The following is a 14,692-nucleotide window of genomic DNA, read 5'->3' on the forward strand; positions in this document are numbered from 1 at the left end:
GAGATGCCACTTGTGCACGCCTTGCACGGCGTGTCGCGCGTACAAGTGGCATCTCGCGGAAGCGAGAGGGGACGGGTCAGACCGTGACGATCGCGTCGACGCGGCGCGGGGCGAGGAGGTCGCGGCCGCCGAGGCCGTCGAGCTCCATCACGACGGCGATGCCCTCGAGGGACCAGCCGGCGCGCTCGATGAGGCGGCAGCTCGCGTCGAGGGTGCCGCCGGTGGCCAGCACGTCGTCGACGAGCAGCAGGCGCGAGCCCTTCGGCATCGCGTCCTCGTGCACCTCGAGCACGGTGCTGCCGTACTCGAGCGTCGCCTGCTCGCTCAGCACGGTCCGCGGCAGCTTCCCGGGCTTCCGGATCGTCACGACGCCCAGTCCCGCGGAGTAGGCGGCGGCCGCGGCGAGGAGGAAGCCGCGCGCCTCGACGCCGGCGATCGCGTCGATCCGCCCGCGGTACGGCTCGATCAGCGCGTCGGCGACCGCGCGCAGCGCCTCGCCGTCGCCGAAGACCGGGGTGAGGTCGCGGAAGAGGATGCCGGGCTTCGGGAAGTCGGGGACGACCTCGGTGAGGCGCTCGACGAGGGCGGCGGCGGTGCTGGTCACGGGGTCCTCCGGTGGGGCGGGAGCGGATCGGCGGCCGTGCGGCGCGGCTGCCGTCAGGGCCCTGGGAGTCTAGCGACGCCTCGCGGACTCCTCCCGTTCCGGGGCGGTCAGTAGACTCCTTCCCGACCGCTCCCGCCCTCCGGGAGCCCACCCGTCAAGAGGAGATAGTTGTGGCCCTTATCGAGGCAGTCGTCGCCCGAGAAATTCTGGACTCCCGTGGCAACCCCACGGTCGAGGTCGAGGTCCTGCTCGAGGACGGCGCGTCCTCGCGAGCGGCCGTCCCCTCCGGCGCCTCCACCGGCGCCTTCGAGGCCTACGAGCTGCGCGACGGCGACGCCGAGCGCTACCTCGGCAAGGGCGTGCAGAAGGCCGTCGACGCCGTCATCGACGAGATCGGCCCGGCCATCGAGGGCTTCGACGCCACCGACCAGCGCCTCGTCGACGCCGAGCTGATCGAGCTCGACGGCACCGAGAACAAGTCGCGCCTGGGCGCGAACGCGATCCTCGGCGTCAGCCTCGCGGTCGCCAAGGCCGCCGCGCAGTCGGCCGACCTCGACCTCTTCCGCTACGTCGGCGGCCCGAACGCGCACACCCTGCCCGTCCCGCTGATGAACATCATCAACGGCGGCGCGCACGCCGACACCGGCGTCGACATCCAGGAGTTCATGGCCGTCCCGCTGGGCGCCGAGTCCTTCTCCGAGGGCCTGCGCTGGGGCGTCGAGATCTACCACGCGCTCAAGGCGCAGCTGAAGAAGGCCGGCTTCGCCACGGGCCTGGGCGACGAGGGCGGCTTCGCCCCCGACCTGCCCACCAACCGCGAGGCGCTCGACTTCATCCTCAAGGCCGTCGAGGCCGCCGGCTTCACCCCCGGCAAGGACATCGGCCTGGCGCTCGACGTCGCGTCCTCCGAGTTCTTCGAGGACGGCAAGTACACCTTCGAGGGCAAGAAGCTCTCGGCCGAGGAGCTCTCCGCCTACTACGCCGACCTCGTCGCCAACTACCCGCTGGTCTCGATCGAGGACCCGCTGGACGAGGACGACTGGGCCGGCTGGACCCACCTCACCGCCGAGATCGGCGACAAGGTGCAGCTCGTCGGCGACGACCTCTACGTCACCAACCCGGTGCGCCTGGCCCGCGGCATCGCCGAGAAGGCCGGCAACTCGATCCTGGTCAAGGTGAACCAGATCGGCACGCTCACCGAGACGCTCGACGCCGTGGCCCTCGCCCAGCGCAGCGGCATGACCGCGATCCTCTCGCACCGCTCCGGCGAGACCGAGGACACCACCATCGCCGACCTCGCGGTCGCGGTGGACGGCGGCCAGATCAAGACGGGTGCCCCGGCGCGCTCGGACCGCGTCGCGAAGTACAACCAGCTGCTGCGCATCGAGGAGATCCTGGGAGGCGCCGCGACGTACGCGGGTCGCTCCGCCTTCCCGCGCTTCACCGCGTAGTCTCTCCCCGCCGGAGCGGCCCCGGAGCCCAGCACCTCGGTGCGGGCACCGGGGCCGCTCCCGTTCCGCCCTCACCCGTTCCACCGCTCGAGGAGGCACCCGCCCATGGCCCGACCGCCCCGCCGGCCCTCCGCTCCCGGGAGCGCGCCCCGCCGCCCGGCCGCCGCCGAGACGCCGGCCTCGTCGACCTCGAAGCCCGCCGCCTCGACGTCCGCAGCCGCCGCGCCCGGAGCCTCGAAGCCGTCCGCGTCGAAGAAGCCGGGCTCGACGACCGGCTCCGCGACGAGCGGCTCCAAGCGCCCGGGCATGAAGCCCGGCTCGTCCGCCCCGAAGTCCTCGCGCACCCCCCGCGCGAAGCGGCCGCCGGTCGCGCCGTCCTCGGCCTGGGTCGCGGGCGTCCGCGGCTCCGGCTTCACGCTGCTGGTGATGGGCATCATGATCCTGGCCGTCGTCGTCCTCGCGCCGAGCGTGAAGAACTTCGTCGAGCAGCGCGCCGAGATCGCCGAGCTGCAGCGCTCGGTCGACGCGGCGAAGACGCAGTCGCAGAACCTCGACGAGCAGCGCGTGCGCTGGTCCGACCCCGCCTTCATCCGCGCCCAGGCGCGCGAGCGCCTCTACTTCGTGATGCCGGGCGAGGTCAGCTACCTCGTCCTGGACGACATCGCGGTCGCGCAGCAGGCCGCACAGCCGGCGTCGAACTCGGTGCAGAAGACGCCGAGCGACTGGGCGGGCTCGCTGCTGTCCTCGATCGCGGTCTCCGGCCTCGGCGACCCGACGACCGCGGAGCTCACGCCCACTCCCTGACCCCGGCCCCCTCGCCCGGCCGCCGCCTACACTGGAGAGTTCCCTCCGGTCCCCGCGCCCCCTGGAGTCCTCCGTGACCACGCCCCCGTTCGACCCGCCCACCGAGCACGACATCGCCGTGGTCTCCGCCCAGCTGGGCCGCCCCGCCCGCGACGTGGTCGGTATCAGCGCGCGCTGCGTCTGCGGCAACCCGACGGTGGTCTCGACCAGTCCGCGGCTCAGCGACGGCACCCCGTTCCCCACCTTCTACTACCTGACCCACCCGGCCGCGACCGCCGCGATCTCGCAGCTCGAGGCCACCCAGGTCATGGTCGAGTACAACGAGCTCCTGGCCGAGGACGAGGCGCTCCGCGACGCCCACGCCGCCGCGCACCGCGCCTTCCTCGCCGACCGCGAGAGCATCGCCGTCGTGCCCGAGATCGCCGGCATCTCCTCCGGCGGCATGCCGACGCGGGTCAAGTGCCTGCACGCCCTCGCCGGTCACGCGCTCGCCGCCGGCCCCGGAGTGAACCCGATCGGCGACCTGGCGCTCGCCCGCGCCGCCTGGTCGCCCGAGCGCTGCGAGTGCCGGCCGCTCGAGGTCTGACCGGCTCCGAGGCCCGGCGGGTCGACGCGATTCGACGCGCGGTTCGCTAGGCTGATTCCCAGTCGGGGTCAGTGCTGCCACCCGCATCGAGAGCGGGCACTTCGCGAGAAGCAGGGTGTTCGCATTGTCCATCCCTCTGGAGTGTTCACCGTGCCCAAAATCCTGATCGTCGGAGGCGGCTACGCCGGCTTCTACACCGCGTGGAAGCTGGAGAAGTACCTCCGCGCCAACGAGGCCGAGGTCACGATCGTCGACCCGCTGCCCTACATGGCCTACCTGCCCTTCCTCCCCGAGGTCGCCGCCGGATCCATCGAGCCGCGTCACGCGATCGTCTCGCTGCGCCGCCACCTGAAGAAGACCGCGATCCTCGCCGCGAAGGTCACCAAGATCGACCACGCGTCCAAGACCGCCACGATCACCCCGACGGTCGGCGAGCCCTACGAGTTCGTCTACGACCAGATCGTCGTCACCGCGGGCTCCGTCTCGCGCACCTTCCCGATCCCCGGCGTCGCCGACAACGCGATCGGCCTCAAGACGATCGAGGAGGCGACCGCCATCCGCGATCGCATCCTCACCAACTTCGACAAGGCCGCGACCCTGCCGGCGGGCCCCGAGCGCGCACGCCTGCTGACGGTCACGGTCGTCGGCGGCGGCTTCGCCGGCATCGAGGTCTTCGCCGAGCTGCGCTCGTTCGCGAGCGCGCTGCTGAAGCGCTACCCCGAGATCGACTTCGAGGAGACGAAGTTCCACCTCGTCGAGGCGATGGGCCGCATCATGCCCGAGGTCGCGCTCGAGACGAGCCACTGGGTCCTCAAGAACCTCGACCAGCGCGGCGCCACCGTGCACCTCGACACGCAGCTCAAGTCCGCCGAGGGCGGCGTCATCGAGCTGTCGACCGGCGAGAGCTTCGAGTCCGACCTGATCATCTGGACCGCCGGCGTCATGGCGAACCCGTCGATCAAGAACTCCGACCTCCCGATCGAGGAGCGCGGCCGACTGCGCGTGCGCGCCGACCTCCGCGTCGGCCACGACGACGTCATCGTCGAGGGCGCCTGGGGCGCCGGCGACGTGTCGGCCGTCCCCGACCTCACCGGCGGCGGCGTCGGCGGCTTCTGCGTGCCGAACGCCCAGCACGCCGTCCGCCAGGGCAAGCTCATGGCGACCAACATCATCGCGGTCCTCCGTGGTGAGGCGCCCAAGGACTACTTCCACAAGAACGCGGGAGCGGTCGCCGGCCTCGGCATCGGCATCGGCGTCTTCCAGTCCGGCAAGATCGCGATCAAGGGCTTCCCGGCCTGGGTCATGCACCGCGGCTACCACGGTCTCGCCATGCCCTCGTGGGAGCGCAAGTTCCGCGTGGTCTGGGGCTGGTGGAACAACCTCTGGCTCGGCCGCGACATCGCCTCGATCGAGGCCCGCGAGTACCCGCGCGGCTCCTTCGAGACCTACGCGTCGCGCCCCCGTCCGGCCGCTCCGGCCGCCGTCTCCGCGCCGGCCGAGACCCCCGGCCCCGCCGGTGCGCCCGTGACCGTCGGCGGCGAGCCCGCCAAGGCCTGACAGCACCCTCGGGCGGTGCGCGAGAGCGCGCCGCCCGGTGGTCGCCCCCATAGCCCAATCGGCAGAGGCAGACGACTTAAAATCGTCTCAGTCTGGGTTCGAGTCCCAGTGGGGGCACTCTCTCGGCGCCGGCGCGCGCGGCGATCCGGAGTCGGAGCGGACGCAGTCCCCCGGCTAAGCCGCTCGGGCGTGGGCGCTCTTGCTGAGCGGTACCGCCTCGGTGTGTTGCGCCCCGTCGAGCAGGGCCGCCTCGAGGGCGGCGGTGATCTCGCCGGGGGCGCACTCGGCGCAGACGACGACGAGCTCCTCCGAGCCCACTCCCTCGGGGTCGGTCCCGCCGGAGCGGTCCAGGACGACGGCATCGGTTCCGCAGCTTCCGCATTCGATCATGCGGGTACCGTACGTCCGACCTCCGACATCGCCGTGACGCGCGGACGGTGAGTCGTGCGGGAGCACAGGAGTTCCGATCCGGGCTACCGGGCCGGGCCCGATCCCGTCAATTCCCCGCGGCGGACGCCGCCCTCGCATAGAGTCGTGGCCGGGCGGTCCTCGCCCGGACGGAGCGCCTGCGCCGCCGTCCCGGGGGCGGACGGCCCGGCGGCGCCTCGTGGCGTCTCCTTCTTCTCGTGCCCGCGGGCACTGTCATGCACCGCCCGGCGACGGGCGGTCGGGAGGCCTCCATGGGGAAGCTGCTCTACGGCGCGTCGGGCGTCGAGATCGAGTTCGACGACCGCACGCTCACGCACGTCCAGATCGTCATCGCCAACAAGCTGCGCCGCCGCGAGAGCTTCTTCTTCTCCTGGCGCGACGACCCCGCGGTCGGCGACGGCCGCTCCAGCATCTGGCTCGACCCGTCGGTGCCGCTCTACTTCAAGTACTTCGGCGGCCGGGTGCCGTCGATCAACCGGACCTGGATCGATCTGCTGACGGTCTCCGCGAACTCCTCCGGCGGGCTGCAGCTCGTGCAGGAGCCGGACGCCGCTCCCACCCCGCCGCCGAAGGGCGAGCAGGGCGCGTGAAGCGCGACGTCTCGGCCCGGCTGACCCTCGACGTCGCGCGACCCGCGACGCTCGTCTTCTCGATCGCGATCGCGGAGGCCTACGGCGCACCGGAGACGCTGTCCCTGCAGCTCGACGGGCGCGAGGTCGCCGCCCGCGAGGTGCTCGACCAGCACGGCACCCGCCTGCACGTCCTCGAGGCCGGCGTCGGCCGGCTCGTGGTCGACTACACCGCGAGCGTCGGCGGCGTGCTGGAGCCGCTGCCCGGCGAGGAGGTCGACCGCCTGCGCTACCTGCGGCCGAGCCGCTATGCCGAGTCGGACATCCTCTGGGCGACCGCGCGCGCCGAGTTCGCGGGGCTCGAGGGCGCCGCGCTGCTCGCGTCGGTCAGCTCCTGGGTCGGCACCCGGCTCGCCTACGTCACCGGGTCCAGCCTGCCGACCGACGGCGCGGAGCGGACGCTGCTCGCCCGCCGCGGGGTCTGCCGCGACTTCGCCCACCTCGTGGTGGCGCTGCTGCGCGCGCTCGACGTGCCGGCCCGGCTGGTCGCTGTCTACGCGCCGGGGCTCGCGCCGATGGACTTCCACGCGGTCGCCGAGGCGTGGATCGAGGGCTCCTGGCGGGTGGTCGACGCGACCACGCTGGCGCCGCGGTCGAGCCTGGTGCGGATCGCCACCGGCCGCGACGCGGCGGACACCGCGTTCCTCAGCGTCTACGACGGCATCGCGACCCTCACCGACATGACCGTCGGCGCCGTCGTCGACGTGCTGCCGGACGACGACGTGCGCGAGCTCGCCGCGATCGGCTGAGCCCGCACCCGGGCCGCCGGGCCGGAGTCCGCCCCGGCGCTACTCGCCGACGTCGACGAAGCGCCGCCAGGCCCAGATCGACGTGCAGACGGCCGTGAAGGCGATCACGGCGAAGAGCGCCGGCCCGCCGCCGCCGTCGGTCGCCCAGGCGGCGATCGTCGGCGTGAGCAGGAGGAACAGCACCGTGCTCGCCAGCAGCGTCAGCCCGAGCCAGAGCACGGGGGACCAGCGCAGGATGCTCTGCCCCGCGGGCCGGCCGACCGGGAAGAGCAGCACGACGCTCGAGCCGACGGAGAGCAGCGTGGTGGCGCTCAGCACCTCGGCGATGAGGACGGCGGCGAAGGAGCCGTCGGCGGGGACGGCCGCGGAGGCGCCCCAGGCCACGGCGGCGAGACCGAGCAGGGACACCACCCGCACCGTCGCGAGCTTCGCGCGTGCGACGGCCGAGGCGCCCTCGGGCAGGACGAGCCCGATCACCACTCCGAAGAGGAAGGCCGGGTCGAGGCCCGCGAAGCGGGACAGGAGCGCGGCGCCGGCCACCAGCAGCAGGGCTCGGGGCGAGGCCACCACGCGGATGCCGGGCAGACCGAGGCGGCGCCCGGCCAGCGCGGGGACACCCGCGGCGACGGCGTTCACCAGGGCGACCGCGACGATCACGGCGATCAGCAGGCGCAGGTAGGCGGGCTGCCCGTCGACCCGGCCCGAGAGCAGCACGAGGCCGGCGGCGCAGCCGATCATGCCGACGACCATGGTCCGCGTCGAGACGGGCGCGGGCTCGGGCCGGTCGTCGTACTCCACCCGCGCGCGGTTGCGGCCGGTCAGGCGCCAGGTGCGCGCCTCGCGCGGCACCCGGCCGGCGACGGCGAGACGGGCGGGGACGACCAGGAGGGCGAGGGAGGCGACCGCCAGCGCGAGCGAGCGCATCCAGTCGGCCATGGTGCCGAGGGGGGCGCCGGAGGAGAGCGCGGTGGTCATCCCGGTGGCGGCGCTCCAGCCGCCGGGCGCCGAGCCGCCGTCGGGGACGGGAGCGGGTCCGGTGGTCGGCGGGTCGCTCGGCGCGGCGCCCGGCGCCGGCGCGGCGGTGGCGCCGTCGGAGGGCGCGGGCTCGGGCGCGGGCGCCGTCTGACCGGGGCGTGCAGGCGAGGGCGTCGCAGTGCTCGCGGGGGTCGTCGGCCGGGCCGTCGGCGAGCCGGGTGCGGGGGTGGGCGTGCTCCCGGGGGTCGCCGGGCTCGTGCCGGGGGCGGTCGCGGAGGGAGCGGCGGAGGGCGTCGTGGTGGCCGCCGAGAAGGTGGCGTCGATCCACGGGCTGCGCGAGCTGTAGTTGCCGGCCGCGTCGCCGGCGATCGCCGAGACGCGGTGCGCTCCGGCCGTCACCGTGCCGCCGGTGCAGGTCCAGGCGCCGCCGGTGATCGGCGCGTCGCAGGTGTTGACGAGGTCGACGTAGACGTAGACCCGCGTGCCCTCGGTGGCCGAGCCGGAGTAGACGGCGCCGGTGAGCGGGAGGGCGGCGCCGGGCCCAGGAGAGGTGAGGGTCGGCGCGACCGGCGCGGCGGTGTCCACGACGAGCGAGACGGCGGCGCTGGCCGGCGACACCGTGCTCCCGGCGAAGGAGGCGGACTGGGTGGCGGTGACGCGGTAGCTCCCGGGTGCCGGCGTGGGGGCGAGCTGGCAGAACCAGCGGCCGGCGCCGTCGGCGGTCGCGAGGCAGGAGGCGCCGCCGTCGGAGGTGACCGCGACGCTCGCTCCCGGGTAGGCGGTGCCGCTGACCGATCCCGCCGAGGTGGCCGAGCCGTCGACGGACTCGATCACGGGGGCGCTGAGGACCGCGATCTCGGTGCGGGCCGAGGTCGTGCCGCCGGCGGCGAGGAGCTCCACGGCCGTCAGGCGGATCCGGCCGTCGTCGAGGTCGAGCGCGCAGCTCCAGGTGTCGTCGGCGCCGACCGTGGTGATGCAGAGCGGCTCGGTGCTGCCGGTGAGGCCGATCTGGATCTGGTCGCCCGCGGTACCGGTGCCGGTCGCGGTGACCGCGCCGCTGGGCAGCACGGTGCCGGAGACGGGGGAGGTGATGGTGAGCGGCGCCGCGGCCTGCGCGCTCGGCGCGGTCAGGCCGGCGGCGGCGCCCAGCGCGCCGAGCAGCACGAGGAGGAGGGCGGCCGGACGACGGCGCGACGAACGGGGGGAGCGGCGAGGGCGACCCGTCGGGACGACCGACGGACCCCTCGTCGCGGAACCCCCCGGAACAGACGCGGCGACACTCGGAATCACGGTGCGTCCATTGCACGGGGGCACGCGGGTGGTGTCAAGCGCGGCGCGCCTCCGTTGCCGGATGTACACCGGAGGGCGGATCCGCGTCCGCCCCGCGGGGGAGCGGCTGGTCGGAGCGGGAGAGCGCTTCCGCGACAATATACCCATCGACGACTCGGAGGAAAGATGAGCGAGGACGCAGCGCGCGGACGCGATCGGCAGCAGGTGCGCGCCGAGACCGCGCGCTTCGACGATCCACGGGAGCTGGGGCGACTGCTGCCGGCGGGTCTGCGGATCGGGCTCGCGCAGAGCGCGTTCCAGACCGAGGGATCGCTCGAAGCGGGCGGGCGCGGCCGCTCCGTCTGGGACGACTTCGCGCTGCGGCGCGGAACGATCGCCGAGGAGGCGACGCCCGAGTTCGCCACCGACTTCGTCCTGCGCTGGCGCGAGGACCTGGCCCTGCTGGTCGACCTCGGCGTCGACGAGCTGCGGCTCTCGATCTCCTGGACCCGGCTGCAGCCCGACGGGCGCGGGCCGATCGACCGCGGCGGGCTCGGCTTCTACGACCGCCTGCTCGACGAGCTGGCCGGGGCCGGACTCCGGATCGCGCTCACGCTGCAGCACCGGGACACCCCCTCCGCGCTCAGCGGCGGCTGGATGAACCGGGACACGGCCTTCCGCTTCGGCGACGTCGCCTTCGAGATCGGCTCGCGGCTCGGCGACCGGGTGGCGGACTGGATCACGCTGGATCAGCCGTCGACCGTCTTCCTCGAGGGCTACGCGCTGAAGAACCAGGCGCCCGGCGCCGGCCGGCTGTTCAGCGCGCTGCCCGCCCTGCACCACCAGCTGCTCGGCCACGCCGTCGCGGTCGAGGCGCTCCGCTCCGCCGACCTCGCCGGTCGCATCGGCCTCGTCGACGCGCAGGCCGTGGTCGAGCCGGCCAGCGAGTCGGAGCGGGACGGCGCGTGGGCGGCGCTCGCCGACGTCCTGCAGAACCGGCTCGTGGCGGATGCCGTCCTCACCGGCGCCTACCCGACCGGGCCGGAGGAGCTGCCGCCGTTCCTCGCGCCGCTGGCGGCTGTCGATCCGGTCGACCTCGCCCGGATCAGTGCGCCGCTCGACTTCTACGGGGTCGCACCGCTCGCGCCGCAGCGGATCGCCGCCGGACGCGATCCGGCGCTGCCGACCGGGCCGGGCGCACCGGCTGCTCTGCCGTTCCACGCCCGGCCGTGGCCGGAGCTCGACCGGACCGGTGACGGCTCGCCGTTCGCGCCGTGGGCGCCGGTGGCGGTGCTGCGGAGCCTCGTCGAGCGCTACGGGGATGCGCTGCCGCCGCTGGTGCTGACGGAGCTCGGCGCGAGCTATCCGGATCTGCCGGACCGGCAGGGCGCGATCGTCGACACGGAGCGGATCCGCTGGCTGGGCGCGCACCTCGGGGCGCTCGCCGAGGCCGTGCACGAGGGGCTGCCGGTGGAGGCCGTCCAGCTCTGGACGCTGGTCGACGCCTTCGAGTGGCAGCACGGCTACACCCGGCCGCACGGGCTGGTCGCGCTCGACTCCCGCAGCCGCGACCGCGTGCCGAAGGCGTCGTTCGACTGGCTGCGGCGGGTGCTGGACGAGCGCTCCTGACGGCGTCTGCCTGAGGGTCTCGATGCGCCCCTGCGGGGCTGCTCGACCAGCATGAGTCGGGGCTGCTCGATCAGCAGGGGGTCCGGTCCGGCATGGGAGACTGCCGCGATGCGCAGCCTCCTCGCCCTCGCCTCGATCCTGCACGCCGAGCCCGCCGCGGTGCTCGCGGCCCTCGCCGACGTGCTCGCGTCCGACGACGGCCCGGCGTTCGAGCGCTCGGCGGACGGCCTGGAGCGGCGGCTGCCGGTCGTCGGCCTCGAGCAGTGGCGGGTGCTGGCGGACGAGGACGGCTCGCGGGTCGAGTGCGAGCTCGTCGCGTCCGGCGCCTCGTCCGCGCTCGCGGGCGTGCTGGCCCGGCGCCGGATCCGGGACGCGCCGGAGCGGTTCCGCTCCGTGGTCACCGCCGTCGCGGACGTCGTCGAGCCCCGAGCCTGAGTGCCCCCCGCACGGGGAATGTGCGGGCCCCGCGCGCTGTTGTCTCCGATAGCGGGGTGGGGCCCGAGTGCCTCGCCCATCGGATCGCTCGGAGGAGCTCGAGGCAGATGGCAGGAACAGGAATGAGCAAGGGACGGGGAGTGCGCGGCGCCGACGAGGAGATCGTCTACCGCCGGCACGCGAACGGACGCGGCATGGTCGCTCCGGGATCGCGCGTCTCCGCGTCGGCGTACGTCGAGACGGGCGCTTACGTCGAACCCGGCGCCACCGTCGGGGAGCGCGCGTGGATCGGCGCAGGCAGCTGGGTCGACCGCGACGCGATGATCGGGCACAGCGCCTTCATCGGCGCGAACGTGCACGTCGGACCGGAGGCCATCATCGGTCCCGGTGCGCACATCGGCAGCTACTCGCGGATCGGCGGCTCGGCCGTCGTCGCGACCGGCGCGCGGGTGGACCGCGACACGGTCGTCACCCCGGGCAGCCGCTTCGGCACCGACGACGGCGTCCGCGAGATCGGCCGCCGCGCCGCGTAGTGCGGACGACCCCACGACCCTGTTCCGCCCGACCTCAGCGCTCACAGTCCAGCGCTGAGGCGGCGGAATAGGGTCGTTCCATGTTCGAACTCCACCACCTCAGCGCTCAGGAGCAGTGGGACTGGCTGCAGCGCGGCGAGATCACCCCGCTCGAGCTGACCGAGCACTACCTCGCCCGCATCGAGCGCTGGAACGGCGAGCTCGGCGCCTTCACGACCGTGACCGCGGACGCGGCGCGTGCCCGCGCGGCCGCGCTCGACTCCGTCCCGCGCACCGCGCTGCTCTGGGGACTGCCGAGCGGCGACAAGGACCTCTGGCGCCGGGCCGGCGTGCGCACCACCTTCGGGTCGAGGCTGCGGGAGTCGTTCGTGCCCGATGCGTCTGACGAGATCGTCCAGGTGCTCGACGCCGCGGGCGCGATCAGCCTGGGCAAGACGGCCGCCCCCGAGTTCGGGATGCCCTCCTACACCGAGAACCGGGTCGGGCCGCCGACGGTCACTCCGTGGGACACCTCGCTCGGAGCGGGCGGCTCCAGCGGGGGCGCGGCGGCCGCGGTCGCCGCCGGTCTGCTCCCGTTCGCGCCCGGCTCCGACGGCGGCGGCTCGATCCGCATCCCCGCCGCGGCCTGCGGCCTGGTCGGCCTGAAGCCCTCGCGCGGGCGGGTGCCGGCGCTGTCCGGCGTGGGGGGAGTGGGCGGCCTCGTCGTCGCCGGACCGCTGACGCGCTCGGTCGCCGACGCCGGCATGCTGCTGGAGGGGATGCTCGAGCGCCGCAACGGCGTCGTCCCGCAGCGCACGGCGCTGGCCGCGCCGGGCGACGGCGACGGCTCCTTCCTCGGCGCCGCGGTGCGCGGGGAGGGCCGCTTCCAGATCGGCGTGCTGACCGCCTCGCCGTGGGACGAGGAGTACGACATCGGGCTCGCCCCGGAGGCGCGCGCCGCCCTGGACGAGGGGATCGCGACTCTCTCGGCGCTCGGCCACGGACTCGATGACGCGCTGCTGCCGCCGTCCGCCGCCTACCCCGACGCCTTCCGGATGCTCTGGCAGAGCGGGGCGTCGACGCTCCCGATCGAGGGCGACGAGCTCGAGCTGCTCGAGCCGCTCACGCAGTGGCTGATCCGCGAGGGGCGGAAGCGCTCGGCGCGCGAGATCGTCGAGGCCACGGGGGTGCTCTCCGCCTACGAGCGCGCGGTGATCGCCGCCTTCGCGCCGTTCGACGCGATCCTCACCCCGTCGATGACGATGACCCCGCGACCGGTCGGCTGGTACGACGCCGAGGATCCGGAGCACGACTTCGAGCAGCAGGTGCGCTACACGCCGTACACCTCGTTCGTGAACGTGAGCGGGCTGCCCGCTATCGCGCTGCCGTTGAGCGTCACGGCGGACGGGCTGCCGATGGGGATCCAGCTGATCGGGCGCCCCGGCGGCGAGGCCGTGCTGCTCTCGATCGGCGCGCAGCTCGAGCGGCGGGCGCGCTGGCAGCGGCGGCACCCGCCGCAGTGGTGACGTCGGGGCAGCCGGGCGCCCGCTGACACCCGGCGAACGGGCAGCTCCAGGCCCTTTGCCGCTCAGGTTAGGCATGCCTATACTTACTTCCGATGTGCATGTTCGAGGGACGAGACGGCTCGGAGCCGGTCGACGTCAAGCAGTTCCTGATCGCGGGCGACGAGACCGTCGTGCCGTGGATCCAGAGCATGCTCGACGCCCTGCCCGCCAACGCACGGGGCCAGGTCTTCGTCGAGGTGGATGACGCCCGCGGCCTGCCGCCGCTGTCGGCCCCCGGCCGCGTCTGCGTCACCTGGCTCGGCCGCTCGCAGCGCTCCGGCGCTCCTGGCACCGGTCTCGCCTGCGCGCGCGGCGTCGCGCTCGACCGCGCGGTGCGCGCCTGGATGGGCGAGATGTCCGTCGTCGACGGCGACTACCCGTGGGCCGACGACCGGCACGACTTCTGCGCCTGGGTCGGCGGAGAGGGCGCCGTCGTGGCGGAGCTCGCCGCCGACGTCGAGGCTCGCCTGCGCGTCTCCGCGGAGCACGCCGCTCGCTGAGAGCCACTCAGGATTAGGTAAGGCTTACCTTCTCTGCGAGACTGGACAGGTGCCTCCGCTGACCGAAGCCCCCGCCCGCCCGGCCTACCGGCCGTACCTCGCGACCGTCGCCCGCGCGGTCCGGATCGCGCCGCACTTCATCCGGATCACGCTGACCGGTGACGACCTCGGTTCGGTCGGCTGCACCGGCCCGGACCAGCGGATCAAGCTGGTCGTGCCGACGCCGACCTCGAGCGCGCACGACTTCATGGGCTCGGTGGCGGACGAGAGCGGACCGGACGGCCTCGCTCCCGACTGGTACACCCGCTGGCGCGAGCTGCCGGACGCGCTGCGGAACCCGCTGCGCACCTACACGATCCGCGCGGCCCGCCCTGAGCAGGCCGAGGTCGACGTCGACTTCGTCGCGCACGGCGACACCGGTCCCGCCTCCGCCTGGGTGGAGTCGGCCCGCGTCGGCGCGCAGGTCGTCATCATCGCGCCCGACACCCGCTCGGAGCTGGCCGGCGGCGGCGTCGAGTGGCACCCGGGCGCCGCGACGACCCTCCTGATGGCGGGCGACGAGACGGCGGTCCCGGCGATCAGCGCGATCCTCGAGAGCCTTCCGGCGTCCGCGACCGGCGCCGCCTTCCTCGAGGTGCCGAGCGCGGAGGACCGCCTGCCGCTGCGGCACCCCGAGGGGGTCCGCGTGCACTGGCTGGTGCGCTCCGGGACGACGCCGGGCGCGCAGCTCGGCGAGTCCGTGCGCGGCTGGGCCACCCGGTTCCTCACCGCGCACCACCGCGGTGTCGAGGTGTCGGACGTGGACGTGGACAGCGGGATCCTCTGGGAGGTGCCCGCCGAGCGGACCGACCCCGGGCTCTACGCCTGGATCGCCGGCGAGGCGGGAGCGATCAAGCTGATCCGCCGCTGCCTCGTGACCGAGCTCGGTGTCGATCGGACGCGCGTCGCGTTCATGGGCTACTGGCGGACGGGCCGCTCCGAGGCCAACTAGCGGCGCG

16 protein-coding genes and 1 tRNA gene are annotated in these 14,692 nt (G+C 74.2%); 13 read left to right on the forward strand and 4 right to left on the reverse strand.

Annotated features, from left to right (window positions below):
• Window positions 1-76: 76 nt before the first annotated feature.
• Window positions 77-604, reverse strand: a complete 528-nt coding sequence (locus tag HRK28_RS12480) for an adenine phosphoribosyltransferase (protein WP_173251773.1) — start codon at window positions 602-604, stop codon at window positions 77-79.
• 170 nt (window positions 605-774) lie between these two features.
• Here HRK28_RS12480 and eno point away from each other — a divergent pair, with 170 nt between their 5' ends.
• Window positions 775-2,055 carry a phosphopyruvate hydratase gene (gene eno, locus HRK28_RS12485; RefSeq protein ID WP_160090432.1) on the forward strand — a complete coding sequence of 427 codons (1,281 nt, stop codon included), beginning with the start codon at window positions 775-777 and terminating at the stop codon, window positions 2,053-2,055.
• Window positions 2,056-2,126: 71 nt separating this feature from the next.
• Here the strand turns inward: eno and HRK28_RS12490 are convergent, their stop codons facing one another.
• On the reverse strand, window positions 2,127-2,489 hold the full coding sequence (locus HRK28_RS12490; RefSeq protein ID WP_173251775.1) for a hypothetical protein: 363 nt from the start codon (window positions 2,487-2,489) through the stop codon (window positions 2,127-2,129).
• Between HRK28_RS12490 and HRK28_RS12495 the strand changes: the two genes are divergently transcribed.
• The 4 genes from HRK28_RS12495 to HRK28_RS12510 all read left to right on the forward strand — a co-directional run bounded on the left by HRK28_RS12495 (window position 2,482) and on the right by HRK28_RS12510 (window position 5,119).
• On the forward strand, window positions 2,482-2,859 hold the full coding sequence (locus HRK28_RS12495; RefSeq protein WP_123447611.1) for a septum formation initiator family protein: 378 nt from the start codon (window positions 2,482-2,484) through the stop codon (window positions 2,857-2,859). The genes HRK28_RS12490 and HRK28_RS12495 overlap by 8 nt on opposite strands.
• A gap of 73 nt (window positions 2,860-2,932) precedes the next feature.
• Window positions 2,933-3,445, forward strand: coding sequence for a DUF501 domain-containing protein (locus HRK28_RS12500; protein ID WP_173251776.1), 513 nt, complete (start codon window positions 2,933-2,935; stop codon window positions 3,443-3,445).
• 150 nt (window positions 3,446-3,595) lie between these two features.
• Window positions 3,596-5,002, forward strand: a complete 1,407-nt coding sequence (locus HRK28_RS12505) for an NAD(P)/FAD-dependent oxidoreductase (protein ID WP_160090428.1) — start codon at window positions 3,596-3,598, stop codon at window positions 5,000-5,002.
• 43 nt (window positions 5,003-5,045) lie between these two features.
• Window positions 5,046-5,119, forward strand: a tRNA-Leu gene (locus HRK28_RS12510).
• Window positions 5,120-5,176: 57 nt separating this feature from the next.
• Here the strand turns inward: HRK28_RS12510 and HRK28_RS12515 are convergent.
• Entirely contained in the window at window positions 5,177-5,392 is a 216-nt protein-coding gene (locus HRK28_RS12515; RefSeq protein WP_173251778.1) for a hypothetical protein, read from the reverse strand.
• Between the two features lie 290 nt (window positions 5,393-5,682).
• Here HRK28_RS12515 and HRK28_RS12520 point away from each other — a divergent pair, with 290 nt between their 5' ends.
• Window positions 5,683-6,021, forward strand: coding sequence for an ATP-dependent DNA ligase (locus tag HRK28_RS12520; protein ID WP_068211888.1), 339 nt, complete (start codon window positions 5,683-5,685; stop codon window positions 6,019-6,021).
• The gene (locus HRK28_RS12525; protein WP_173251780.1) at window positions 6,018-6,809 is read left to right on the forward strand and encodes a transglutaminase family protein; all 792 of its coding nucleotides are present in this window, start codon (window positions 6,018-6,020) and stop codon (window positions 6,807-6,809) included. The genes HRK28_RS12520 and HRK28_RS12525 overlap by 4 nt, the downstream gene beginning before the upstream one ends.
• A 39-nt stretch (window positions 6,810-6,848) precedes the next feature.
• On the opposite strand, the gene HRK28_RS12530 is transcribed toward HRK28_RS12525, so the two are convergent.
• Window positions 6,849-8,948 (reverse strand): hypothetical protein, encoded by a 2,100-nt coding sequence (locus tag HRK28_RS12530; protein ID WP_173251782.1) that lies wholly within the window; start codon window positions 8,946-8,948, stop codon window positions 6,849-6,851.
• 291 nt (window positions 8,949-9,239) lie between these two features.
• Here HRK28_RS12530 and HRK28_RS12535 point away from each other — a divergent pair, with 291 nt between their 5' ends.
• The 6 genes from HRK28_RS12535 (at window position 9,240) to HRK28_RS12560 (ending at window position 14,685) form a co-directional block, all read left to right on the forward strand.
• Entirely contained in the window at window positions 9,240-10,682 is a 1,443-nt protein-coding gene (locus HRK28_RS12535) for a glycoside hydrolase family 1 protein (RefSeq protein WP_173251784.1), read from the forward strand.
• A 108-nt stretch (window positions 10,683-10,790) separates the two neighbouring features.
• The gene (locus tag HRK28_RS12540; protein ID WP_160090423.1) at window positions 10,791-11,117 is read left to right on the forward strand and encodes a hypothetical protein; all 327 of its coding nucleotides are present in this window, start codon (window positions 10,791-10,793) and stop codon (window positions 11,115-11,117) included.
• A 122-nt stretch (window positions 11,118-11,239) separates the two neighbouring features.
• A complete protein-coding gene (locus HRK28_RS12545; RefSeq protein WP_173251786.1) occupies window positions 11,240-11,650 on the forward strand; it encodes a transferase in 411 nt (136 codons plus the stop codon).
• An 80-nt stretch (window positions 11,651-11,730) separates the two neighbouring features.
• Window positions 11,731-13,155, forward strand: a complete 1,425-nt coding sequence (locus HRK28_RS12550) for an amidase (RefSeq protein ID WP_173251788.1) — start codon at window positions 11,731-11,733, stop codon at window positions 13,153-13,155.
• A 98-nt stretch (window positions 13,156-13,253) separates the two neighbouring features.
• Window positions 13,254-13,694, forward strand: a complete 441-nt coding sequence (locus tag HRK28_RS12555) for an SIP domain-containing protein (RefSeq protein WP_160090420.1) — start codon at window positions 13,254-13,256, stop codon at window positions 13,692-13,694.
• 49 nt (window positions 13,695-13,743) lie between these two features.
• On the forward strand, window positions 13,744-14,685 hold the full coding sequence (locus HRK28_RS12560) for a siderophore-interacting protein (RefSeq protein ID WP_173251789.1): 942 nt from the start codon (window positions 13,744-13,746) through the stop codon (window positions 14,683-14,685).
• Window positions 14,686-14,692: the final 7 nt, after the last annotated feature.

This window comes from Rathayibacter sp. VKM Ac-2835 (assembly GCF_013266705.1).
Lineage (GTDB): Bacteria > Actinomycetota > Actinomycetes > Actinomycetales > Microbacteriaceae > Rathayibacter.

What these genes read in the sequence shown, in the direction of transcription:
- HRK28_RS12515 (WP_173251778.1), bottom strand. Translation starts at nt 5,392, where the DNA reads ATGATCGAATGCGGAAGCTGCGGAACCGATGCCGTCGTCCTGGACCGC.
- HRK28_RS12555 (WP_160090420.1), top strand. Translation starts at nt 13,254, where the DNA reads ATGTTCGAGGGACGAGACGGCTCGGAGCCGGTCGACGTCAAGCAGTTC.
- HRK28_RS12520 (WP_068211888.1), top strand. Translation starts at nt 5,683, where the DNA reads ATGGGGAAGCTGCTCTACGGCGCGTCGGGCGTCGAGATCGAGTTCGAC.
- HRK28_RS12535 (WP_173251784.1), top strand. Translation starts at nt 9,240, where the DNA reads ATGAGCGAGGACGCAGCGCGCGGACGCGATCGGCAGCAGGTGCGCGCC.
- HRK28_RS12495 (WP_123447611.1), top strand. Translation starts at nt 2,482, where the DNA reads ATGGGCATCATGATCCTGGCCGTCGTCGTCCTCGCGCCGAGCGTGAAG.
- HRK28_RS12540 (WP_160090423.1), top strand. Translation starts at nt 10,791, where the DNA reads ATGCGCAGCCTCCTCGCCCTCGCCTCGATCCTGCACGCCGAGCCCGCC.
- HRK28_RS12550 (WP_173251788.1), top strand. Translation starts at nt 11,731, where the DNA reads ATGTTCGAACTCCACCACCTCAGCGCTCAGGAGCAGTGGGACTGGCTG.
- HRK28_RS12545 (WP_173251786.1), top strand. Translation starts at nt 11,240, where the DNA reads ATGAGCAAGGGACGGGGAGTGCGCGGCGCCGACGAGGAGATCGTCTAC.
- HRK28_RS12490 (WP_173251775.1), bottom strand. Translation starts at nt 2,489, where the DNA reads ATGCCCATCACCAGCAGCGTGAAGCCGGAGCCGCGGACGCCCGCGACC.